Source organism: Klebsiella sp. BDA134-6, from assembly GCF_015601345.1.
In the GTDB taxonomy this organism is placed as follows: domain Bacteria; phylum Pseudomonadota; class Gammaproteobacteria; order Enterobacterales; family Enterobacteriaceae; genus Klebsiella; species Klebsiella grimontii.
The window spans coordinates 4409713-4432303 of record NZ_CP064784.1 but is presented as its reverse complement, the minus strand read 5'-3'; the positions used below and the strand labels follow the sequence as shown (position 1 = coordinate 4432303).

Sequence of the window (22591 nt, the reverse complement as noted above, 5' to 3'; positions counted from 1 at the left end):
GGTTTTCGTTAAGCGTAGTTAATGTATTCAGGGTGAGCAGGGCACTCCCGCGTCTTTACATCAGGATTGCTGGCGCGGTTCACAGAATTTTTCACGTGAGGAACAGATGAAGAGAGTGAAACAATGCGTCAGCGTAGCGTTTTTCATGTTTTTATCGCTAACCGCGGCGGCACATCCGCACAGTTTCATCAGCTTGCAAACGGAGGCTGTGGCGGAAAATGGCCTGCTCACCGGCTTTAAAATGCGCTGGACGATGGATGAAATCACCTCCGCCGATCTGCTCTATGATGCGGGCAGCGCCAAACCCGGTAGCGAAATCTGGAAAAAGCTGGCGGCGGAAGTGATGGCGAACGTGCTGGGCCAGCACTATTTCAGCGAGCTATGGCATAACGGCCAGCGGGTAAAGTTTGATAATCGACCCGACGGCTATGGCCTGGAGCGCAGCGGCCACCAGGCGGTGCTCACTTTTACTCTGCCGCTGGCGAAGCCGCAGCCTCTGGCCGGGCAAACCTTCACTTTTTCAACCTACGACCCGACCTATTATGTTGATATGTATTATGACAAAGACGCTGATTTTGCTCTGCCGGCGGCGATGAAAACGAGCTGCACGGCAAACGTGATGACGCCGAAACCGAATGAAAAAATGTTGTCCTATGCGCAGTCGCTGGATAAAGCGGATGCGCCGCCGGAGGATATGGAACTGGGGAATTATTTCGCGCAAAAGGTGACGCTGCAATGTCGCTGATTTTTACTCAAAACAGCCGTTCGCCGCGCTGGCGTCAGCTTTGGCCGCTGGCGCTCTTTTTGCTGCTGTCGGCAGGGGCTGGCTTCTGGCTATGGCAGGCCTGGCCGCAGGTGCTGCTGCAAAGCGCGGTCTGGCAGCGCGCGCTGAATGTCGAACTGAGTCGGCTTCTGCAGGCGGTAGCGGAGAATCCTTCCGCCGCCGGGCTGTCGCTGCTGGGCTTTAGCTTTGCCTACGGCGTCCTGCACGCGCTGGGGCCGGGGCACGGTAAGGTGGTTATAACAACCTGGCTGGCGACCCATCCGTCAAAGCTGAAATCCAGCATTGGCCTGACCCTGGCCGCCTCGTTGCTGCAGGGGCTGGTGGCCATCGCTTTAGTGGTAGTGGTACTGACGCTGCTACAGCTTCCGGCAAGACAGTTGCACCTGAGCAGCTTCTGGCTGGAAAAGGGAAGCTATCTGCTGGTCGGCGCGCTGGGCCTTTTGCTGTGCTGGCGGGCGCTAAAAAAGCTGCGCATACTGCTGCGCCGGCCTAAATTCACTGCCTTCACCGCGCATCACGTTCATCACGCCAGCTGCGGCTGCGGGCACCAGCATCTGCCGGCGCCGGAACGGCTGCAAAGCGGCGACGACTGGCGGGCCCGGCTGGCTATCGTGCTGTCGATGGGAATGCGCCCCTGTTCCGGGGCTATTATGGTTCTGTTGTTCAGTAAGGTTATCGGCGTATTTGGCTGGGGGATGGCGGCCGCGATGGCGATGGCGGCGGGAACCTCGCTTACCATTAGCGCGCTGGCGCTGCTGGTTCACGGTTTTCGCCAGCTGGCGGTCAGGCTGAGCGCCAGACAGGCGCCGGTGCTATGGAAGCGGGTGGGCTGGGCAACCCTGGCGCTGGCCGGTGGCGTGATTTTGCTGGCGGCGGCGGTGGTTATGTGGAGCAGTGCAGTGCCGAGCGGCGGGGGATTAAGGCCGTTTTAATACCTTTGGACCGGGCTGAAATCTTAAAGTGTTGGCGGCTGTTTGTGGCTTATCCTCCAATGCTTTAGCTTTCAGTTTTCTTTCCTGGTCGTGACAAGGAGTCATAATGACCGTTAATCAATCCCCAACCTCAGGGTACACACTGGTTCTATCCGCAGCGGCAGGGCTGCTGGTCGGCTTATCAATCATCTTCTTTTGGCCCGAGCTGGCGAGCTGGTGGCCTGCCGAGCTCCCCCGCATATATACGGCTCTGTATAATCTTATTGGGCTGGGACAAACGAGTGTAGAAAGCGTTCCGGTTGCTGTTTACGGCCAGCTGCTGATTGCCGGTTTTGTACTGGCTTTTTTGCACCCCGGGTACAGTAAGATGCCCATTGTCGCGTGGATGTTGCATAACCAGCCGTCGCGCAGAGATTTCTTCAGCTGGATAGTTCGTAGCTGGATCCTGCAGTGCGGTTTCCTGATGACTCTGTTCTGGCAAGTCGGGTTGATGCGTTATCTCCAGGGCGATACGCTGCTGCGTTTCGTCTCAGTTTTCAATTACATCTGCTATTTTGCCACGCTGGTACTGGGGCTGACGCTGGTTCGCGATGCCTGGCGGCTGGTGAAAACGCCAGAAATCCCGGTGAGCAATCTGCGACTGCCGCTCATTTTCGCGCTAGGGTTCTATTTACCGTTTCAAATCGTTTTATTGCTGCACGGCGCACGCGAAAACGACTTTGTGCAGTTGGGATGGTTACTGTTTGCACCGGCGATGCTCGGGATTCTGTTGTCCAGGCTAGTGACCGGCGGTATCGCTTGTTTCATTCATCATCTGATAGGCGACGCGGATTGTCCGAAATGGCGCGCGCATTCTGCCCTGTTTAACGGCGCAGCAATATTGTGCATGGCGATAAATACCACCGTGCGGATTGTAGTGAATCTGATGAAATAATAAAAAAGGGAAGCGCAAGGCTTCCCTTTTTACTCAACGATAAAATTAACGCTTCAGCGCTTCGCTCAGCTGCTCGCGCATATTCGCCAGCATGGCTTTTACAACGCGCGGGTTGCCTGCAACGATGTTGCCGGTCAGCAGGTAGTTATGGCCGCCGGTAAAGTCGCAGACGATAGCGCCTGCTTCACGAGCGATCAGCTCGCCTGCCGCGAAATCCCACGGTTTCAGCGCGATTTCAAAGTAGCCGTCAACGCGGCCAGCGGCAACGTAGGCCAGATCCAGGGCAGCGGAACCGGTGCGGCGGAAATCCGCGCATTCGGTATACATGTTGCCGAGGATATTCATGTAAGAGGTCGCGTGCTGTTTTGCTTTGAACGGGAAGCCGGTGGCGATGATCGTGCCATCCAGATCGCGAGCGCTGCTGCCGCGCAGGCGGTAGCCGTTCAGCTGCGCGCCCTGACCGCGGGTTGCGGTAAACAGCTCGTTACGCATTGGATCGTAAACCACGGCAACTTCAGTACGGCCTTTAATGCGTACGGCGATGGAGACGGAGAAGTGCGGCAGACGTTTTACGAAGTTGGTGGTGCCATCCAGTGGATCGATAACCCATTGAACATCCTGATCTTCACCCTCATGTTCACCGCTTTCTTCGGTGATGATGGTGTGCTGCGGGTAAGATTTGCGAATGGTTTCGATAATAATCGCTTCAGCGGCTTTATCGACGTTGGTCACGAAATCATTGCTGCCTTTCTGGCTGGTTTCTACGGAATCAGGGGTTTCGTAGTGCTTGGCAATTAAATTACCCGCCTTGCGCGCTGCGCGCACGGCGATGTTCAGCATCGGATGCATCGGTCTCTCTCACTGGATGTTAAAGAACGGGAAAAAACGGCGCATATAGTAACAGTGAAATCTGCCCATGTCTCCGTTTTATGATAGCATGCACGAATAATCTTTAGCCGAAGAACCATAATGCTGCAAAATATTCGAATCGTACTGGTAGAAACCTCACACACCGGCAATATGGGCTCCGTCGCCCGCGCAATGAAAACCATGGGATTAACCAACCTGTGGCTGGTCAATCCTCTGGTCAAACCCGATTCTCAGGCCATCGCTCTGGCGGCCGGGGCCAGCGACGTCATTGGCAATGCCCACATCGTTGATACCCTTGATGAAGCGCTAGCGGGCTGTAGCCTCGTCGTGGGGACCAGCGCGCGCTCCCGCACGCTGCCGTGGCCGATGCTCGATCCGCGCGAATGCGGCCTGAAAAGCGTTGCCGAAGCGCAGCATGCGCCGGTTGCGCTGGTATTTGGCCGTGAACGCGTCGGCCTGACTAACGAAGAGCTGCAGAAGTGTCACTATCACGTGGCGATTGCCGCTAACCCGGAATACAGCTCGCTGAACCTGGCGATGGCGGTGCAGGTCATCGCCTATGAAGTGCGTATGGCATGGCTGGCGGCGCAGGAGCAAAATGAGCCCGTCGTCGAGCATGAAGAAACCCCGTATCCGCTGGTGGATGATTTAGAGCGTTTCTACGGCCATCTGGAGCAGACGCTGCTGGCAACCGGCTTTATCCGCGCCAGTCATCCGGGCCAGGTGATGAACAAACTGCGCCGTTTGTTTACCCGCGCCCGCCCGGAAAGCCAGGAGCTGAACATCCTGCGCGGTATGCTGGCGTCAATTGAGCAGAAGAATAAAGAGTAGTACCGTCTGTTTGCCGGGTGGCGCTGCGCTTACCCGGCCTAGCGATCGCCTCCCCTATGGGAGAGGGCATCAGATCGCGCTTAAGTAAAACGGCACGGAAAGCCAAATACCTGACTAAAACAGTCAAGTAAATAGTTGACCAATTTACTCGGGAATGTCAGACTTGCCTTGCTATGCAATACCCATATTAATAAAAAGCCCGGGCAGGGGCGAGTTTGAGGTTAAGTAAGACATGAGACTGACATCTAAAGGGCGTTATGCCGTGACCGCGATGCTTGACGTTGCGCTCAACTCTGAATCGGGTCCGGTTCCGTTGGCTGATATTTCAGAGCGTCAGGGAATTTCGCTTTCCTATCTGGAACAGCTGTTCTCTCGCCTGCGCAAAAATGGGCTGGTTTCCAGCGTACGTGGTCCAGGCGGCGGTTATCTGTTAGGTAAAGAAGCGGGTAGCATCGCGGTTGGCGAAGTTATCAGCGCAGTAGACGAATCCGTTGACGCCACCCGTTGTCAGGGCAAAGGCGGCTGCCAGGGCGGCGATAAGTGCCTTACTCACGCGCTGTGGCGCGATCTGAGCGAGCGACTGACCGGTTTTCTGAATAACATCACGCTGGGCGAACTGGTGAATAACCAGGAAATCCTTGATGTCTCCGGTCGTCAGCACAACCATGAATCCCAGCGTAATACCCGCGCTCAGGACGCTATCGACGTTAAACTGCGCGCGTAGTTCTCGTTCAATTTCATCTTGCAGCTATTTGGCTGCAAGATGAAACGAGCTGAGCCAAAAAGATAAAAAAGATTTTCGAATCAGGCCGGGATGCTCCGCCATCCTGTGTACTCGGTCGTACATCCAGCCGGTTGCCTGATTCCTTGCATTGAAGCGATGTACGGAGTTTATAGAGCAATGAAATTACCGATCTATCTCGATTACTCCGCAACCACGCCGGTGGACCCGCGTGTTGCCGAGAAAATGATGCAGTTCCTGACTCTGGACGGGACCTTTGGTAACCCGGCCTCCCGTTCCCACCGTTTTGGCTGGCAGGCTGAAGAGGCGGTAGATATCGCCCGTAATCAGATTGCCGAGCTGGTCGGTGCCGACCCGCGCGAAATCGTCTTTACCTCCGGCGCGACGGAATCCGATAACCTGGCGATTAAAGGTGCAGCCAACTTTTATCAGAAAAAAGGCAAGCACATCATCACCAGCAAAACCGAACACAAAGCCGTGCTGGACACCTGCCGTCAGCTGGAGCGCGAAGGGTTTGAAGTCACCTACCTCGCCCCGCAGCGTAACGGCATTATCGATTTAAAAGAACTGGAAGCCGCGATGCGTGATGACACCATCCTTGTTTCCATTATGCACGTGAATAACGAAATCGGCGTGGTGCAGGATATCGCTACCATCGGCGAGATGTGCCGCGCCCGCGGTATCATTTACCACGTTGACGCGACCCAGAGCGTGGGCAAACTGCCTATCGACCTGAGCCAGCTGAAAGTTGACCTGATGTCCTTCTCCGGCCACAAAATCTATGGCCCGAAAGGCATCGGCGCGCTGTACGTGCGTCGTAAACCGCGTATTCGTATCGAAGCGCAGATGCACGGCGGCGGTCACGAGCGCGGCATGCGTTCCGGTACGCTGCCTGTCCACCAGATCGTCGGTATGGGTGAAGCTTACCGTATCGCGAAAGAAGAGATGGAAAGCGAAATGGCCCGCCTGCGCGGCCTGCGTAACCGTCTGTGGGACGGCGTGAAAGATATGGAAGAGGTTTATCTCAACGGTGACCTTGAGCAGGGCGCGCCGAATATCCTCAACGTCAGCTTTAACTACGTTGAAGGCGAGTCGCTGATTATGGCGCTGAAAGACCTGGCGGTCTCTTCCGGTTCAGCCTGTACTTCCGCAAGCCTCGAGCCGTCCTACGTGCTGCGCGCGCTGGGGATGACCGACGAGCTGGCGCATAGCTCTATTCGTTTCTCTTTAGGTCGTTTTACTACCGAAGAAGAGATTGACTACACCATCAATCTGGTCCGCAATTCAATCGGTCGTCTGCGCGAACTCTCTCCGCTGTGGGAAATGTTCAAGCAGGGCGTGGATCTGAACAGCATTGAATGGTCACATCACTAATTCGGCACCAATAAGGAGAATTCATCATGGCTTACAGCGAAAAAGTTATCGATCATTACGAGAATCCGCGCAACGTCGGCTCTTTCGACAATAGCGACGAAAACGTCGGCAGCGGTATGGTTGGCGCACCGGCGTGCGGCGACGTGATGAAGTTGCAGATTAAAGTCAACAATGAAGGTATCATTGAAGACGCGCGTTTCAAGACCTACGGCTGCGGCTCCGCTATTGCTTCCAGCTCCCTGGTGACCGAATGGGTAAAAGGGAAATCGCTGGACGAAGCTCAGGCGATTAAAAACACCGATATCGCAGACGAGCTCGAGCTGCCGCCGGTGAAAATTCACTGCTCTATTCTGGCGGAAGACGCGATTAAAGCCGCGATTGCGGATTACAAAAGCAAACGTGAAGCAAAATAATTAAGAGTTGAGGTTTGTTATGTCGATTACTTTAAGCGACAGTGCAGCAGCGCGAGTCAACGCCTTTCTGGCCAACCGCGGTAAAGGGTTTGGCCTGCGCCTGGGAGTCAGAACTTCCGGCTGTTCAGGTATGGCTTATGTACTGGAGTTTGTTGACGAACCAGCGGCAGAAGACACCGTGTTTGAAGACAAAGGCGTGAAAGTCGTGATCGACGGCAAAAGTTTGCAGTTCCTCGACGGTACGCAGCTGGACTTCGTCAAAGAAGGTCTTAACGAAGGGTTTAAGTTCACCAACCCGAACGTGAAGGACGAGTGCGGCTGCGGCGAAAGCTTTAACGTGTAATTGCAATGTAATCTAAACCCCACTGCGGACGCCCGTAAGTGGGGTTTGCTTTATCTCGTTAACCCTGAGGTTGCTATGGACTATTTTACCCTCTTCGGGTTACCGGCCAGCTATACCCTTTCGTTAGAACCCCTGGCTGCCCGGTACCAGGAACTACAGCGCCAGTATCACCCCGATAAGTTCGCCAGCGGCAGCGCGGCCGAACAGCTCGCCGCGGTGCAGCAGTCCGCCACCATTAATCAGGCGTGGCAAACCCTTCGCCACCCGCTGACCCGCGCCGAATATCTCCTTTCGCTTCATGGTTTCGATCTCGCCAGCGAGCAGCACACCGTGCGCGATACCGCGTTCCTGATGGAACAGCTGGAACTGCGCGAAGAGCTCGATGAGATAGGCAAGGCGAAAGATGAAGCGCGGCTGGAAAGCTTTATCAAGCGGGTCAAAGCGCAATTTGATATCCGGCATCAGCTGATGGTTGAACAACTGAATAACGAGACGTGGGAGGCGGCGGCGGATACCGTGCGCAAGCTGCGTTTTCTCGATAAACTGCGAAGCAGTGCGGAACAACTCGAAGAAAAACTGCTCGATTTTTAATTTTCGGAAGCAATTATGGCCTTATTACAAATTAGTGAGCCCGGGCTGAGCGCCGCGCCGCACCAGCGACGTCTGGCGGCGGGTATCGATCTGGGCACCACCAATTCACTGGTGGCTACCGTACGTAGCGGCCAGGCCGAAACTCTGCCCGACCATCAAGGGCGCTATTTGCTGCCGTCGGTGGTGAACTATCAGGCTTCGGGTTTGACGGTGGGCTATGACGCGCGGCAAAACGCCGCTCAGGATCCGGTCAACACCATCAGCTCCGTCAAACGCATGATGGGGCGCTCTCTGGCCGATATCGAGGCCCGCTACCCGCATCTGCCTTATCAGCTGCAGGCAAGCGAAAATGGCCTGCCGATGATTCAGACTACGGGTGGTTTGCTCAATCCGATCCGCGTGTCTGCCGACATTCTAAAAGCGCTGGCCGAACGCGCCACCGAAGCGCTGTCGGGCGAGCTCGACGGCGTGGTGATTACCGTGCCGGCCTACTTCGATGATGCTCAGCGTCAGGGAACCAAAGACGCGGCGCGTCTGGCGGGCCTGCACGTGCTGCGTCTGCTGAACGAACCCACCGCGGCGGCGATTGCCTACGGCCTGGACTCCGGCCAGGAAGGGGTCATCGCGGTTTACGATCTCGGCGGCGGCACCTTTGATATCTCCGTGCTGCGCTTAAGCCGCGGCGTGTTTGAAGTCCTGGCTACCGGCGGCGATTCCGCGCTCGGCGGCGACGATTTCGATCACCTGCTGGCCGATTATCTGCGCGAGCAGGCTGGCCTGAGCGATCGCAGCGACAACCGCCTGCAGCGCGAGCTGCTCGACGCGGCGATCGCGGCGAAAATCGCCCTCAGCGATGCCGAAACGGCATGGGTGAACGTCGGCGGCTGGCAGGGGGAAATAACCCGCAGCCAGTTTAATGCGCTGATCGCGCCGCTGGTAAAACGCACTCTGCTGGCCTGTCGTCGCGCGCTGAAAGACGCCGGCGTTGAGGCGCAAGAGGTGCTGGAAGTGGTGATGGTGGGCGGCTCGACCCGCGTGCCGCTGGTGCGCGAGCGCGTCGGTGAGTTCTTTGGCCGTACGCCGCTGACCTCAATCGATCCGGATAAAGTCGTCGCCATCGGCGCGGCGATTCAGGCGGACATTCTGGTAGGCAACAAGCCGGATAGCGAACTACTGCTGCTCGATGTGATCCCGCTCTCCCTGGGGCTGGAAACCATGGGCGGTCTGGTGGAGAAGGTTATCCCGCGCAACACCACCATTCCGGTGGCGCGCGCGCAGGAGTTCACCACTTTCAAAGATGGCCAGACGGCGATGTCTATTCACGTTATGCAGGGCGAGCGCGAGCTGGTACAGGACTGCCGCTCCCTGGCGCGTTTTGCGCTGCGCGGCATTCCGGCATTACCGGCGGGCGGGGCGCATATTCGCGTCACCTTCCAGGTGGATGCCGACGGCCTGCTGAGCGTGACGGCGATGGAGAAATCGACCGGCGTCGAGGCCTCTATCCAGGTGAAACCGTCCTACGGTCTGACCGATGGCGAGATCGCCAGCATGATTAAAGATTCGATGAGCTACGCCGAACAGGACGTCCAGGCGCGTATGCTGGCCGAGCAAAAAGTTGAAGCCGCGCGCGTACTGGAAAGTCTGGTCAGCGCGCTGGCCGCCGACGCCGCGCTGTTAAGCACCGCAGAGCGTCAGGCTATCGATGACGCCGCGGAGCAAGTGCGCGCCGCTGCGGCAGGCGATGATGCCGATGCAATCAAAGAAGCGATTAAAAATATCGACACACAAACCCAGGAATTCGCCGCACGTCGTATGGATCAATCGGTCCGTATCGCGCTGAAAGGCCAATCCGTGGACGAGGTTTAAAATGCCAAAAATTGTTTTTCTGCCCCACCAGGACCTATGTCCGGATGGCGTAGTTGTGGAAGCTGAGACCGGTGAAACCATTCTTGATGCTGCGCTGCGTAGCGGTATTGAGATTGAGCACGCCTGCGAAAAATCCTGTGCCTGTACCACCTGCCACTGCATCGTGCGTGAAGGTTTTGACTCGCTGGCGGAAAGTACCGAAGATGAAGACGACATGCTGGATAAGGCCTGGGGGCTTGAGCCCGACAGCCGTCTGAGCTGCCAGGCGCGGGTGACTGACGAAGATTTGGTCATCGAAATTCCGCGTTACACTATCAACCACGCACGCGAGCATTAATATGGGACTGAAATGGACCGACAGTCGCGAAATCGGCGAAGCGCTGTACGACGCCTTCCCGGATCTCGACCCGAAAACCGTTCGCTTCACCGATCTGCATCAGTGGATATGCGACCTGGAAGAGTTTGATGACGATCCAAACGCATCCAATGAAAAAATTCTTGAGGCGATTCTGCTAGTCTGGTTAGACGAAGCCGAATAATTTTCGCGTTATGATTTACCCGGTGGTTATCAGCCGGATAAATCAACAGGCGAAAGAACTTTACGGGCTGCCATACGGCGGCCCGTTTGCTAAGAAGGATAATGATAATGACCGAAGCTATGAAAATTACGCTTACCGCTCAGCCAGCCGATGCGCGCTGGGGAGAAAAAGCGTCTTACAGCATTAATAACGACGGCATCGCCCTGCACCTGAACGGCAAAGACGACCTGGGCTTGATTCAGCGCGCGGCGCGGAAAATTGACGGCATGGGCATCAAACACGTTGCGCTTGATGGCGAAGGCTGGGACACCGACCGCGCATGGGCGTTCTGGGCGGGTTATAAGGGGCCGAAAGGCAGCCGCAAAGTTGAGTGGCCGGCCCTCGACGATGCGCAGAAAAGCGAACTGGATAACCGCCTGACCATTATTGACTGGGTCCGTGACACCATTAACGCCCCGGCGGAAGAGCTGGGGCCTGAACAGCTGGCGCAGCGTGCGGTAGACCTGCTGTGCAGCGTGGCCTGCGATAACGTCTCTTATCGTATCACCAAGGGTGAAGACCTGCGCGAGCAGAACTATCTGGGCCTGCACACGGTTGGTCGCGGTTCCGAGCGCCCACCGGTCCTGCTGGCGCTGGACTATAACCCAACCGGCGATAAAGAAGCCCCGGTGTACGCCTGTCTGGTCGGTAAAGGCATCACCTTTGACTCCGGCGGATACAGCATCAAACAGAGCGCCTTTATGGACTCAATGAAGTCCGACATGGGCGGCGCGGCAACGGTGACCGGCGCGCTGGCGTTTGCCATCACTCGCGGCCTCAATAAGCGCGTGAAGCTGTATCTGTGCTGCGCCGATAACCTGATTAGCGGCAACGCCTTTAAACTTGGCGATATTATTCACTATCGCAACGGTAAAACCGTGGAAATCATGAATACCGATGCGGAAGGTCGCCTGGTGCTGGCTGACGGCCTGATTGATGCTTCTGCGCAAAAGCCTGAGCTGATTATTGATGCCGCCACGCTGACCGGCGCCGCGAAAACCGCGTTGGGCAATGATTATCACGCGCTGTTCAGCTTTGACGATGGTCTGGCAAATCGCCTGCTGGCGAGCGCGCAGGCTGAAAACGAGGCCTTCTGGCGTCTGCCGCTGGCGGAATTCCACCGCGGCCAGCTGCCGTCGAACTTCGCCGAGCTGAACAATACCGGCAGCGCGGCCTATCCGGCGGGCGCCAGCACCGCAGCGGGTTTCCTGTCCCACTTCGTGGAGAACTATCACCAGGGCTGGCTGCATATCGACTGTTCGGCGACCTACCGTAAATCTGCCGTTGAGCAGTGGTCGGCAGGCGCGACCGGTCTTGGCGTGCGCACCATTGCCAACCTGCTGACGGCAGAGTAATGGATCTTGCCGGGTGGCGCTGCGCTTACCCGGCCGACAAAACTCGTGGGCCCGTGCGAGCGCAGCGCCGCCGGGCGATTTTGAAGTAGCGAAACTATGTCCGAAACTAAAAATGAGTTAGAAACCCTGCTGGAGAAGGCGGCTACCGAGCCAGGCCACCGTCCGGCGTTTTTCCGTACTTTGCTGGAAGCCACCGTTTGGGTGCCGGGGGCCGCTGCCCGGGGCGAGCAGGTTGTGGAAGACAGCGTACTGGACCTACAGCACTGGGAAAAAGATGACGGCACATCGGTTATTCCTTTTTTCACCTCGCTGGAAGCGCTACAGCAGGCCGTTGAGGACGAACAGTCTTTCGTGGTAATGCCGGTGCGCACGCTGTTCGCTATGACCCTCGGCGAAACGCTCTACCTCAATGCCAAACTCCCCACCGGCAAAGAGTTTGCGCCGCGTGAAATTAGCCATCTGCTGGGGGAAGAGGGCAGCCCGCTCAGTACCCAGACCGTGCTTGAGGGCGGCGAGTCGCTGCTGCTGTCTGAGGTTGCCGAACCGCCCGCGCAGATGGTGGACTCGCTGACCACGCTGTTCAAGACGCTGAAAACGGTGAAGCGCGCGTTTTTATGCTCTATTAAAGACAGCGCCGATGCCCCGGCCAACCTGCTGATCGGTATTGAAGCCGAAGGCGATATTGAAGAGATAATTCAGGCCACCGGCAGCGTCGCGACCGACACGCTTGTGGGCGATGAGCCGATTGATATCTGCCAGGTGGTGGAGGGTGAAAGGGGAATTAGCCACTTTATGATTGCCCACATTACGCCATTCTATGAAAAGCGCTGGGGCAGCTTCCTGCGCGACTTTAAGCAGAAGCGAATTATCTAAACACAACGGGGGCTTATGCCCCCGTCTGATTATTGGTCTGGCTTTATTTCAGGTAATACGACACCAGGCCAAACACCCCTTTCCCCGTTACGCACAAAATAATCATTCCATTAAACAGTGCGAACTGCCCACGCCAGGCCCGGCAATTTTCATCGCCCAACATCCTGCACACCCCCCATGCCAGTATGGCAGTCAGTAAAAAAGCCAGCAAAACGCCGATCATCAGCGCGGCGGTGAAAGCCCATCCCGCAGGCAGAGAGTCGAAATTACGAGCGTTAAGTAAGGTAATTTGCATGGGCCAGTGGAGCTGAAACCCTAATATCAGTACCATCAGCAGGCGCAGATCGCTCAATGGCGCATCAGCAGATCGCGCCAGTCGGCAGGCATCGCCTACCAGCAGCCCTCCTAATACAACAGATGCCAGGATACTCACGTGTTGAAGAATAAAACTATATAAACTTAGCGCTGTGGAAGGGACATAGCGCAAAAAGAACAGATTGCAGAAGACAAGGACCAGAACACCGCATTTGACCCCCCAGGCGCGCAGTATCCAGTTAAAAAACGTTCCGCCCGATGGCTGGTTATGGAGCATCCATGCGGCAATGGGAAGCTTGCCGTAGCCGGGAAAAAGGAATACCAGAAGAAAGCCGAACAGGAGCAGCTTGCCGTATGCATGGAGCGGAACTTCCCCCAAATCAATCCCCTTGACCAGCATATACGGCGACATCTCCTCAGGGAGGTTGCCCGGCCACCAGTGAGTCCACTCTGACCAGTAATAGAGCATCGTCAAACCGACCGCCAGGCCAACAATCCCCCCGAACCAAGGGATACCTTTTCTATCAGCGCTATTATTTCCTGATACAATCGCCATTATTACTCCTTGTAGTCATACATTCCTGAAAATTAGCCATAAGGATTTCAGTACCGTGATTCAATAATTTACTCAGCGCAACCCTCAAATTTTCTGTAGAGATCGTTGTGTATAAATTCTAGCTCCAGCAGTGCGCCATCACGTATTTCGTTGGTTTTTTTACGGGCCTCTCATTCCGACCTCGTTTCTCTTTGCGTTGAAAATATCCCATGTTAATACTCAATCAGCGAGGATTCTGAAAGCCATAGCTCCTGATCGTCCACACGGGCAATCGGATATTCACCGTTCTCATCACGTTCAGTGATATAAATAAAGACGCCCTGGTCACCAATATGGTTGATGGGAATCAAAGCCGGAAGACTGGATCGTTATTCCACCGAGGACTTAGCTCCTCACTTGATTTTCCGGTCATATCCAGACCGTTGCGGTAGTACACGTCCTCATCCAGATTTTCAGAGTGCAGAATACCATTAACATCAATGTTTTTTTGCAACCATTCAATGACCGGCTGATCATGTGGGCTAATAAGCTGTCGATCGTAAGCCAGTAAGGCTTTTAAACTTTCCGGTAGCTCAACGGTTTCTTCATTTTGCGGGGCACGGTATTTTCTGACGCGCAGGTGAGAGATTTCATCAACAGGCATCGGGTCAGGGGATTTATTACGATTATTTTTTATGACTAATTCCATTAAGTCTTTCATTGAATCTTCCATTGTATTTTCATATTAAATAATTATTGATAATAAAAATTCATTTGCCTGTAAAATGGCGGAGGAGTGCATGAGATGATATCCTGGCTAAATGATAGGAAAAAGAAAATTTATTAAATTATTGCGGAACATATAGCTCCGCAATAATTATCATCAAACCGTTTTACTGCGCGGGTTCAATCGGCAAATCCGTTCGTGCCCCCCATTCGCTCCAGGAGCCGTCATACAGACTAACGCCATTAACGCCTAATGTGGTGAGCGCTAGTACTACGACCGCCGCCGTCACGCCGGATCCGCAGCTGGCAATAATCGGCCGCTCAAAGTCGATGCCCTGGCGAGCGAAAATCTCGTTCAGTTCATCGGTGGTTTTGAGTTCGCCGTTAATCACCAGTTCGTTCCAGGGAACGTTTAGCGCGCCGGGAATATGCCCGCTGCGCAAACCCGGGCGCGGCTCGGCCACCAGACCATTAAAGCGCCCGGCCGGGCGAGCATCGACGATCTGCGCCGATCCTTCATGGCTTACCAGCAGAACGTCGGTTAACCGTTTGATCACTTGAGGATCGAAATTAACGTCAAACTCGCCTTCCGGCAGCTCCGGTAGACCTTGCTCCAGCGGCAGCTCATCACGACGCCAGCCTTCCAGTCCACCGGCTACAATCGAAACTCTTTCGACACCGAAGGTGCGCAGCATCCACCAGGCGCGCGGCGCGGAGAAGAGATTGCCTTCATCGTATACCACCAGATGCTTATCGCTGCTTACGCCCAGTTCGCGCATGGCGACGGCAAATGCCTCGGCGCGCGGCATCATGTGCGGCAGCGGGCTGGTATGGTCGGAGAGGGCTTCGATATCGAAAAAAACGGCGCCGGGAATATGCCCAGCCTGATACTCAGCGTTCAGATCGCGCTGTTCCTGTCCCGGCGGAGCCATACGGGCGTCAATAATCTGGATTTCCGGGTCATCAATATGTTCCGCCAGCCAGTCGGCAGCGACAAAAAACGAGGTAGACATCGGCGTCTCCTTTTTTATTGTTCAAGAATGAATTGTCGACGTTTTCCGGGAGAGTGACAAGTTATGGATCCCAGAGTGGCGACCGTATCACGGATGATTGACTCTCGGGAGTTTGATTCTATTCTCGTCGCTGTTGGTAATGATATTGTTAACGCATAATAATGTGTTCACTTAATGTATCTGGCCTGCGGGCCGAGGGGTTAGAAGGATGAAACCATTTCGTTTGGCGGCACTATCTCTGGCGCTACTCACCGCGCTATCGTTGACCGGCTGCGACGACAGCGGCAAACCGCAGGCGGCTGCGCCCGCGGCGTCTACGGCGACGGATAAAGCTAGCGCGAAGCCGGATGCCAGCCAACTGGCGGCGCTGGCGGACAAAAGTAAAGGCAAAGCGCTAACGCTGCTGGATGCCTCGGAAGTACAGCTCGACGGTGCGTCGACGCTGGTGCTGACCTTCTCAATCCCTCTGCAGCCGGATCAGGACTTCTCCCGTAGCGTACATTTGGTCGATAAAAAAAGCGGCAAAGTTGATGGGGCCTGGGAGCTGGCGCCTAACCTGAAAGAGCTGCGGCTTCGCCATCTTGAGCCAAAACGGGAGTTGATTGTATCGGTAGATCCAACCCTGGCGGCGCTGAATAAAGCGACCTTTGACAGCAGCTTTGAAAAAACTATTACCACCCGCGATATTGCCCCGAGCATCGGCTTTGCCAGCCGGGGTTCGCTGCTGCCAGGGAAAGTGGTGGCCGGATTGCCGGTGATGGCGCTGAATGTCGATAACGTCGACGTCAATTTTTTCCGTATTAAACCAGAATCACTTTCGGCCTTCGTCAGCCAATGGGAATACCGTAATTCATTGAGTAACTGGGAGTCGGATGAGCTGCTGAAGATGGCCGATCTGGTCTATACCGGCCGTTTTGACCTCAACCCCGCGCGTAATACGCGTGAAAAACTGCTGCTGCCGCTGGCGGATATCAAACCGCTGCAGGAGCCGGGCGTGTATATTGCGGTGATGAACCAGGCGGGCCGCTACAGTTATAGCAACGCCGCGACGCTGTTCACCCTCAGCGATATCGGCGTATCCGCGCACCGTTACCATAACCGGCTGGATGTCTTTACCCAAAGTCTGGAAAACGGCGCGGCGCAGTCCGATATCGATGTTCAGCTCTTGAACGCCAAAGGGCAGATGCTTGCGCAGGCGAAGAGCGACGGCCAGGGCCATGTGACGCTGCAAACGGACAAAGAAGCGGCGCTGCTGCTGGCGCGTAAGGACGGGCAAACCGCCTTGCTGGATCTCAAACTCCCGGCGCTGGACCTGGCTGAATTTGCCATCGCCGGCGCGCCGGGCTTCAGCAAGCAGCTATTTATGTTTGGTCCACGGGATCTCTATCGTCCGGGCGAAACGGTAATCCTCAACGCTTTACTGCGCGATAGCGACGGTAAACCGCTCCCCGAGCAGCCGGTGAAGCTGGAAGTGGTACAGCCGGACGGGCAGGTCATTCGTTCGACGGTCAGCAAACCGGTTAACGGCCTGTACCAGTTTACTTATCCCCTTGATAGCGGCGCGGCGACCGGAATGTGGCACATTCGCGCCAGCACCGGCGACAACCGGCCGCGCGAGTGGGATTTTCACGTTGAAGATTTTATGCCTGAGCGCATGGCGCTAAATCTCACGCCGCAAAATGCGCCCGTCTCTCCGGCAGCGGATGTTAGCTTTGCCGTGACCGGCGCTTATCTGTACGGTGCGCCGGCCAGCGGCAACCCGCTGCAGGGCAAACTGTTCCTGCGTCCGCTGCGCGACGCCGTGCCTGCGCTGCCGGGCTTCCAGTTTGGCGACATTGCCGAAGAGAACCTTTCCCGCAGCCTGGATGAAGTACAGACCACTCTGGACGATCGAGGCCATGCGGAAGTCACCGCCGCCAGCCAGTGGCAGGAGAGTCGCTCTCCGCTGCAGGTGATCCTGCAGGCCAGCCTGCTGGAGTCCGGCGGACGTCCGGTTACGCGCACCGTCAGACAGCCAATCTGGCCTGCCGATACGCTGCCGGGTATCCGGCCAGAATTTGCCCTGAAAGAGGTTTACGACTACCGCACCGACAGCACCGTCAAGCAGCCGGTGGTGGATGAAAACGGCGCCGCCGCGTTTGAGATTGTGTATGCCGATGCGAAAGGTGAGAAGAAGGCGGTCTCCGGGCTACAGGTGCGGTTAATTCGCGAACGCCGCGACTATTACTGGAACTGGTCCGATAGTGAAGGCTGGCAGTCGCAGTTCGATCAAAAAGATCTTCAGGAAGGCGAGGAGACGCTGGATATTTCAGCCGGACAAACGGCGAAAGTGAGCTTCCCGGTCGAGTGGGGTTCTTATCGCCTGGAAGTCAAAGGGCCGGATGATGTGGTCAGCAGCGTGCGCTTCTGGGCCGGATACAGCTGGCAGGATAACAGCGACGGCCAGGGGGCGGCGCGTCCGGACCGCGTCACCATGAAGCTGGATAAACCGGCCTATAAACCGGGCGATACCATCAAGCTGCATATCGCCGCTCCGGCAGCCGGTAAAGGCTATGCGCTGGTGGAATCAAGCGAAGGGCCGCTGTGGTGGCAGGAGATTGACGTCCCGGCGGACGGGATGGACTTATCGATCCCGGTGGATAAAGCGTGGAATCGTCACGACCTGTACCTCAGCGCGCTGGTCATTCGTCCGGGGGATAAATCCCGCTCCGCGACGCCAAAACGGGCGGTGGGGCTGCTGCACCTGCCGCTCGGCGACGAAAACCGTCGTCTGAATCTGGCGCTGGAGGCGCCGGCTAAAATGCGTCCGAACCAGCCGCTGACGGTGAAGGTTAAGGCCAGCGTCAAAGAAGGCGAGACGCCGAAACAGGTTAACGTTCTGCTCTCCGCCGTGGATAGCGGCGTACTGAATATTACCGACTACGCGACGCCGGACCCGTGGAACGCTTTCTTCGGCCAGAAACGCTACGGGGCCGATATTTACGATATCTATGGCCAGGTGATTGAAGGGCAGGGGAGACTCGCCAGCCTGCGCTTCGGCGGCGACGGCGATGAACTTAAGCGCGGCGGCAAACCGCCGGTTAACCACGTAACGATTATCGCCCAGCAGGCGCAGCCTGTGGTGCTGGATGAGAAAGGCGAAGGAACGGTGACTCTGCCGATTGGCGACTTTAACGGCGAACTGCGGGTGATGGCCCAGGCGTGGACCGCTGACGATTTTGGCAGCAGCGAAGGGAAAACGATCGTAGCTGCGCCGGTCATTGCCGAGCTGAACATGCCGCGATTCCTTGCCAGCGGGGATACCACTCGTCTGGCGCTGGATCTCAGTAACCTGACCGATAAGCCGCAAACCCTCAACGTTGCGCTGACCGCCAGCGGTCTGCTGCAGCTTGTAGGGGGAGAAATACCGCCGGTGCAGCTGGCGCCCGGCGCGCGCAGCACCCTGTTTATACCCGTCCGCGCGCATGAAGGTTTCGGCGATGGTCAGGTGAATGCCACTATCAGCGGCCTGAACCTGCCAGGTGAAACCTTCGCGCCGATGCAGAAGCAGTGGAAGCTCGGCGTGCGTCCGGCTTTCCCGGCGCAAACCGTGAATTCCGGCGCCGTTCTCCAGCCGGGTGAAAGCTGGCAGGCTCCGGCGACGCAAAGCGAGGGCTTCTCGCCGGCGACGCTGCAGGGACAGCTGGTGTTAAGCGGCAAGCCGCCGCTGAACCTGGCGCGCTATATTCGCGACCTGAAAGCCTATCCCTATGGCTGCCTGGAGCAGACCACCAGCGGGCTGTTCCCGTCGCTCTATACCAACGCCGTCCAGCTTAAAGCGTTGGGCATCAGCGGCGATAGCGATGAAAAACGACGCGCGGCGGTGGATATCGGCATTTCTCGCCTGCTGCAGATGCAGCGCGATGATGGCGGTTTCGCCCTGTGGGATAAAGAGGGGCCGGAGGAGTACTGGCTAACGGCCTACGCGATGGACTTCCTCGTCCGGGCAGGGGAGCAGGGCTACAGCGTCCCGACTAACGCCGTCAACAGCGGTAACCAGCGTCTGCTGCGTTATTTACAGGAACCGGGGCTGATGACCGTCCGCTATAGCGATGATGCCCAGGCCAGCCGCTTTGCCGCTCAGGCCTACGCCGCGCTGGTGTTGGCCCGGCAGCAGAAAGCGCCGCTCGGCGCGCTGCGCGAGATCTGGAGTCGTCACGACCAGGCGCGTTCCGGTCTGCCGCTGCTGCAGCTGGGCGTAGCCTTGAAATTGATGGGCGATGCGCCGCGCGGCGACGAGGCCCTGAAGCTGGCGATGGCCACGCCGCGTCAGGATGCGAACCGCTGGCTCGGCGATTACGGCAGCGAACTGCGCGACGATGCGCTGAAGCTGGCGCTGCTGGAGGAGAACAAACTGCTGCCGGAAGCGCAAAATACGCTACTCAGCAATCTGGCGGAAGAGGCATACGGCCAGCGCTGGCTTTCGACGCAGGAGAGTAACGCCCTGTTCCTGGCCGGGCGTACGTTGCAGGACCTTCCTGGCAGTTGGCAGGCGCAAACCTCCGTGCAGGCCGAACCGCTCTCCGGCGATAAAGCGCAAACCCGCAACCTGACCGGCGACCAGCTGGCGGCGCTGCAGGTCACCAACACCGGCCAGCAGCCGCTGTGGCTTCGCCTCGACAGCAGTGGGTATCCGCAAAGCGCTCCGCAGCCGGGAGGCAACGTGCTGGGAATCGAACGGCAAATTTTCGATACTCAGGGCCAGCAGAAATCGCTCGCATCGCTGCGCAGCGGCGAACTGGTGCTGGTGAAGCTGGAAGTGACGGCCAAACGCAACGTGCCGGACGCGCTGGTAGTAGATTTACTTCCGGCCGGGCTGGAGCTGGAAAACCAGAATTTGGCTAACAGCAGCGCCAGCCTGCAGGAGAATGGCGAAGCGGTGCAGAACCTGCTTAACCAGATGCAGCAGGCGGATATCCAGCACATTGAGTTTCGCGACGATCGCTTCGTCGCCGCGGTGGCTATCAATGAAGGCCAGCCGGTGACGCTGGTTTATCTGGCGCGCGCGGTGACGCCAGGTACTTATCTGGTACCGCAGCCGCAGGTCGAGTCAATGTACGTGCCGCAGTGGCGGGCAACCGGCGCGGCCAGCGGACCGCTAACCGTTGCGCCCTAAATGCGGGTATTGAAGCGTATAAAACGCCGCTGGCGCTGGCTGGCGGCGTTTATTTTTTTGCTGTGGCTATTGTTGCTGGCGGCCGATCGGCTGTGGCCGCTGCCGCTGCATGAGGTTACGCCTGCCAGAGTGGTGGTGGCGGAAGACGGCACGCCGCTGTGGCGTTTCGCCGATGCGCAGGGCGTCTGGCGCTATCCGGTGACGCTGGCTGACGTTTCGCCGCGCTATTTACAGGCGCTGATCCACTATGAAGATCGTTGGTTCTGGGATCATCCCGGCGTCAATCCGCTCTCGATCGCTCGCGCCGCCTGGCAGGATCTCACTTCCGGAAGAGTGATCTCCGGGGGCAGCACCCTCACCATGCAGGTAGCTCGCCTACTCGATCCTCATCCTCGCACCTTTGGCGGCAAGCTGCGGCAGCTATGGCGAGCGCTGCAGCTGGAGTGGCATCTGTCAAAAAACGAGATCCTCACGCTCTATCTCAACCGGGCGCCCTTCGGCGGTACGCTGCAGGGGATCGGCGCGGCCAGCTGGGCCTATCTGGGTAAATCCCCCGCGCAGCTCAGCTACGGTGAAGCGGCGCTGCTGGCGGTATTGCCGCAGGCGCCGAGCCGCTTACGCCCCGACCGCTGGCCCGAGCGGGCGCAGGCGGCACGCGATAAAGTCCTGCTGCGAATGGAAAGCCAGGGCGTGTGGCCGTCGCAGCCGGTGCGAGAAGCTCTCGAAGAGCCCGTCTGGCTGTTTCCGCGGCAGATGCCGCAGCTGGCGCCGCTTTTTGCCCGCCGCGCGCTGGCGAGCAGCCGCGCAGAGAAGGTGGTCACGACGCTGGATGCCGGGCTACAGCGGCAGCTGGAAGATCTGGCGCTGAACTGGAAATCGCGCCTGCCGCCGCGCAGCTCTTTAGCGATGATCGTGGTCGACCATACCAATATGAAGGTTCGCGGCTGGCTAGGATCGGTGGATATTGGCGATGATAGCCGCTTTGGTCATATTGATATGGTCTCGGCGATCCGCTCCCCTGGCTCGGTACTGAAGCCGTTTGTCTATGGTATGGCGCTGGATGAAGCGCTGATCCATCCGGCCTCTTTACTGCAGGACGTGCCGCGACGCTTTAGCGACTACCGCCCGGGCAACTTTGATAGCGGATTTCACGGGCCGGTGAGCGCCAGCGACGCTCTGGTTCGCTCGCTGAACCTTCCGGCAGTGCAGGTGCTGGAGGCCTACGGGCCGAAGCGTTTTGCCGCCAGGCTACGCAATGCCGGATTGCCGCTAATGCTGCCCGCCGGCGCGGAGCCGAATCTGTCGCTGATCCTCGGCGGCGCCGGCGCGCGTCTGGCGGATATCGTGGCGGCTTACAGCGCGTTTGCCCGCCACGGCAAGGCGGGACAATTGCGCATCACGCCGGACTCGCCGCTGGTTGAGAGGGCGCTGCTGTCGCCGGGGGCGGCGTGGATTGTGCGACGTATCATGGCTGGCGAAGCGCAGCCGGTTCCCGATGCGTCGTTGGTGCAGGTGGTGCCGCTGGCGTGGAAAACCGGCACCAGCTACGGTTATCGCGACGCATGGGCGATCGGCGTGAATGCCCGCTATCTGATTGGTATCTGGACCGGACGACCCGACGGTACGCCGGTTGTTGGGCAGTTTGGTTTCGTCAGCGCGGTGCCATTGCTGAATCAGGTCAATAATCTGCTGCTGGCGCGACCAACCATCAGCCGCGGCGGATTACCGGCCGATCCTCGCCCGTCGTCGGTCAGTGCCGGGACCGTGTGCTGGCCCGGAGGGCAGAATTTACCGGCGGGCGACGTGAACTGCCGCCGACGGCTGGCAACCTGGCTGCTCGACGAGAGCCAGCCGCCGACCCTGCTGCTGCCTGGTCAGGAGGGTATTCGTGGAATTCGTTTTCCGGTATGGCTGAATGAGAAAGGGGAGCGGGTGGCGGCAGATTGCCCCGGCGCGGTGGCGAAAATCCTCGACGTCTGGCCGCTGCCGCTTGAACCCTGGCTGCCCGCGGGCGAACGGCGTCGCGCAAGGCTGCCGGCGGTTTCGGCGGACTGCCCGCCGGCGCAAACCGCCGATGCCGCCCCGCTGGCGCTATCCGGCATCCGTGAAGGCGCGGTGGTTAAACGTCTGCCCGGCGAGCTGAAGGTGATTCTGCCGCTGCAAACGACCGGTGGGGAAGGGCGGCGCTGGTGGTTTCTGAACGGCGAACCGCTGATCGCGGAAGGCGCCAGCGCCACCCTTAACCTTGAGCGCCCCGATAGTTATCAACTGGTGGTGATGGATGAGGCGGGGCAGGTTGTTGCCGCCAGCTTCACCGTGCAATAAACAAAACTTACCTGAATTGGCCGGATTTGTTGTTTA

At 57.6% G+C, this 22591-nt stretch carries 19 protein-coding genes and 1 pseudogene; 16 read left to right on the top strand and 4 right to left on the bottom strand.

Translation table 11 applies throughout. The features are described 5' to 3' along the window. Positions 1 to 106: 106 nt before the first annotated feature. From IYV58_RS20410 to IYV58_RS20400, 3 genes are all read left to right on the top strand, one after another. Entirely contained in the window at positions 107 to 745 is a 639-nt protein-coding gene (locus tag IYV58_RS20410) for a DUF1007 family protein (protein ID WP_049115871.1), read from the top strand. Next, a complete protein-coding gene (locus IYV58_RS20405; protein WP_049122992.1) occupies positions 736 to 1716 on the top strand; it encodes a nickel/cobalt transporter in 981 nt (326 codons plus the stop codon). The genes IYV58_RS20410 and IYV58_RS20405 overlap by 10 nt, the downstream gene beginning before the upstream one ends. Positions 1717 to 1822: 106 nt before the next feature. Next, complete coding sequence (locus IYV58_RS20400; protein ID WP_087828488.1) at positions 1823 to 2650, top strand: hypothetical protein; 828 nt, start codon at positions 1823 to 1825, stop codon at positions 2648 to 2650. A 45-nt stretch (positions 2651 to 2695) separates the two neighbouring features. On the opposite strand, the gene suhB is transcribed toward IYV58_RS20400, so the two are convergent. Continuing rightward, the gene (gene suhB / locus IYV58_RS20395) at positions 2696 to 3499 is read right to left on the bottom strand and encodes an inositol-1-monophosphatase (protein WP_004123618.1); all 804 of its coding nucleotides are present in this window, start codon (positions 3497 to 3499) and stop codon (positions 2696 to 2698) included. A 120-nt stretch (positions 3500 to 3619) separates the two neighbouring features. Here suhB and trmJ point away from each other — a divergent pair, with 120 nt between their 5' ends. From trmJ to sseB, 11 genes are all read left to right on the top strand, one after another. Next, entirely contained in the window at positions 3620 to 4351 is a 732-nt protein-coding gene (trmJ, locus tag IYV58_RS20390; protein ID WP_004123616.1) for a tRNA (cytosine(32)/uridine(32)-2'-O)-methyltransferase TrmJ, read from the top strand. Between the two features lie 232 nt (positions 4352 to 4583). Then, the gene (gene iscR, locus IYV58_RS20385; protein ID WP_004104510.1) at positions 4584 to 5075 is read left to right on the top strand and encodes a Fe-S cluster assembly transcriptional regulator IscR; all 492 of its coding nucleotides are present in this window, start codon (positions 4584 to 4586) and stop codon (positions 5073 to 5075) included. 177 nt (positions 5076 to 5252) lie between these two features. Beyond that, positions 5253 to 6467 (top strand): cysteine desulfurase, encoded by a 1215-nt coding sequence (gene iscS, locus IYV58_RS20380; RefSeq protein WP_004134936.1) that lies wholly within the window; start codon positions 5253 to 5255, stop codon positions 6465 to 6467. A gap of 26 nt (positions 6468 to 6493) precedes the next feature. Continuing rightward, entirely contained in the window at positions 6494 to 6880 is a 387-nt protein-coding gene (gene iscU / locus IYV58_RS20375) for a Fe-S cluster assembly scaffold IscU (RefSeq protein WP_002913991.1), read from the top strand. A 19-nt stretch (positions 6881 to 6899) separates the two neighbouring features. After that, entirely contained in the window at positions 6900 to 7223 is a 324-nt protein-coding gene (gene iscA, locus IYV58_RS20370) for an iron-sulfur cluster assembly protein IscA (RefSeq protein WP_002913979.1), read from the top strand. Positions 7224 to 7298: 75 nt separating this feature from the next. Then, positions 7299 to 7814: a co-chaperone HscB gene (hscB, locus tag IYV58_RS20365; protein WP_004114426.1), complete on the top strand. Its 516-nt coding sequence runs from the start codon at positions 7299 to 7301 to the stop codon at positions 7812 to 7814. Positions 7815 to 7829: 15 nt separating this feature from the next. Further along, positions 7830 to 9680, top strand: a complete 1851-nt coding sequence (gene hscA / locus IYV58_RS20360) for a Fe-S protein assembly chaperone HscA (protein WP_195729219.1) — start codon at positions 7830 to 7832, stop codon at positions 9678 to 9680. Position 9681: 1 nt separating this feature from the next. Next, positions 9682 to 10017, top strand: a complete 336-nt coding sequence (gene fdx, locus IYV58_RS20355; RefSeq protein ID WP_004104503.1) for an ISC system 2Fe-2S type ferredoxin — start codon at positions 9682 to 9684, stop codon at positions 10015 to 10017. A gap of 1 nt (position 10018) precedes the next feature. After that, positions 10019 to 10219, top strand: coding sequence for a Fe-S cluster assembly protein IscX (iscX, locus tag IYV58_RS20350; RefSeq protein WP_004104502.1), 201 nt, complete (start codon positions 10019 to 10021; stop codon positions 10217 to 10219). Positions 10220 to 10326: 107 nt separating this feature from the next. Continuing rightward, positions 10327 to 11613 (top strand): aminopeptidase PepB, encoded by a 1287-nt coding sequence (gene pepB / locus IYV58_RS20345; RefSeq protein ID WP_004123606.1) that lies wholly within the window; start codon positions 10327 to 10329, stop codon positions 11611 to 11613. 96 nt (positions 11614 to 11709) lie between these two features. Then, entirely contained in the window at positions 11710 to 12486 is a 777-nt protein-coding gene (gene sseB / locus IYV58_RS20340) for an enhanced serine sensitivity protein SseB (protein ID WP_004123604.1), read from the top strand. 43 nt (positions 12487 to 12529) lie between these two features. Here the strand turns inward: sseB and IYV58_RS20335 are convergent, their stop codons facing one another. The 3 genes and pseudogenes from IYV58_RS20335 to sseA all read right to left on the bottom strand — a co-directional run bounded on the left by IYV58_RS20335 (position 12530) and on the right by sseA (position 15075). Beyond that, complete coding sequence (locus IYV58_RS20335; RefSeq protein ID WP_004123602.1) at positions 12530 to 13357, bottom strand: hypothetical protein; 828 nt, start codon at positions 13355 to 13357, stop codon at positions 12530 to 12532. Between the two features lie 68 nt (positions 13358 to 13425). Next, positions 13426 to 14069 (bottom strand): annotated as a pseudogene (locus IYV58_RS20325) (DUF5066 family protein). A 160-nt stretch (positions 14070 to 14229) separates the two neighbouring features. Beyond that, complete coding sequence (sseA, locus tag IYV58_RS20320) at positions 14230 to 15075, bottom strand: 3-mercaptopyruvate sulfurtransferase (RefSeq protein ID WP_087828490.1); 846 nt, start codon at positions 15073 to 15075, stop codon at positions 14230 to 14232. A 208-nt stretch (positions 15076 to 15283) separates the two neighbouring features. On the opposite strand from sseA, the gene IYV58_RS20315 reads away from it, so the two are divergent. Both IYV58_RS20315 and pbpC read left to right on the top strand, forming a co-directional pair. Beyond that, on the top strand, positions 15284 to 20230 hold the full coding sequence (locus tag IYV58_RS20315; protein ID WP_195729218.1) for an alpha-2-macroglobulin family protein: 4947 nt from the start codon (positions 15284 to 15286) through the stop codon (positions 20228 to 20230). Further along, positions 20231 to 22555, top strand: a complete 2325-nt coding sequence (gene pbpC / locus IYV58_RS20310) for a peptidoglycan glycosyltransferase PbpC (protein ID WP_195729217.1) — start codon at positions 20231 to 20233, stop codon at positions 22553 to 22555. The last annotated feature ends 36 nt before the right edge of the window (positions 22556 to 22591 follow it).

Bases quoted from the DNA above. Each gene is read 5' to 3' on its own strand.
- pbpC (WP_195729217.1), top strand. From the start codon at position 20,231: ATGCGGGTATTGAAGCGTATAAAACGCCGCTGGCGCTGGCTGGCGGCG.
- iscS (WP_004134936.1), top strand. From the start codon at position 5,253: ATGAAATTACCGATCTATCTCGATTACTCCGCAACCACGCCGGTGGAC.
- fdx (WP_004104503.1), top strand. From the start codon at position 9,682: ATGCCAAAAATTGTTTTTCTGCCCCACCAGGACCTATGTCCGGATGGC.
- pepB (WP_004123606.1), top strand. From the start codon at position 10,327: ATGACCGAAGCTATGAAAATTACGCTTACCGCTCAGCCAGCCGATGCG.
- IYV58_RS20410 (WP_049115871.1), top strand. From the start codon at position 107: ATGAAGAGAGTGAAACAATGCGTCAGCGTAGCGTTTTTCATGTTTTTA.
- IYV58_RS20405 (WP_049122992.1), top strand. From the start codon at position 736: ATGTCGCTGATTTTTACTCAAAACAGCCGTTCGCCGCGCTGGCGTCAG.
- IYV58_RS20315 (WP_195729218.1), top strand. From the start codon at position 15,284: ATGAAACCATTTCGTTTGGCGGCACTATCTCTGGCGCTACTCACCGCG.
- iscU (WP_002913991.1), top strand. From the start codon at position 6,494: ATGGCTTACAGCGAAAAAGTTATCGATCATTACGAGAATCCGCGCAAC.
- sseA (WP_087828490.1), bottom strand. From the start codon at position 15,075: ATGTCTACCTCGTTTTTTGTCGCTGCCGACTGGCTGGCGGAACATATT.
- sseB (WP_004123604.1), top strand. From the start codon at position 11,710: ATGTCCGAAACTAAAAATGAGTTAGAAACCCTGCTGGAGAAGGCGGCT.
- iscA (WP_002913979.1), top strand. From the start codon at position 6,900: ATGTCGATTACTTTAAGCGACAGTGCAGCAGCGCGAGTCAACGCCTTT.
- IYV58_RS20335 (WP_004123602.1), bottom strand. From the start codon at position 13,357: ATGGCGATTGTATCAGGAAATAATAGCGCTGATAGAAAAGGTATCCCT.
- hscB (WP_004114426.1), top strand. From the start codon at position 7,299: ATGGACTATTTTACCCTCTTCGGGTTACCGGCCAGCTATACCCTTTCG.
- IYV58_RS20400 (WP_087828488.1), top strand. From the start codon at position 1,823: ATGACCGTTAATCAATCCCCAACCTCAGGGTACACACTGGTTCTATCC.
- trmJ (WP_004123616.1), top strand. From the start codon at position 3,620: ATGCTGCAAAATATTCGAATCGTACTGGTAGAAACCTCACACACCGGC.
- iscR (WP_004104510.1), top strand. From the start codon at position 4,584: ATGAGACTGACATCTAAAGGGCGTTATGCCGTGACCGCGATGCTTGAC.
- iscX (WP_004104502.1), top strand. From the start codon at position 10,019: ATGGGACTGAAATGGACCGACAGTCGCGAAATCGGCGAAGCGCTGTAC.
- suhB (WP_004123618.1), bottom strand. From the start codon at position 3,499: ATGCATCCGATGCTGAACATCGCCGTGCGCGCAGCGCGCAAGGCGGGT.
- hscA (WP_195729219.1), top strand. From the start codon at position 7,830: ATGGCCTTATTACAAATTAGTGAGCCCGGGCTGAGCGCCGCGCCGCAC.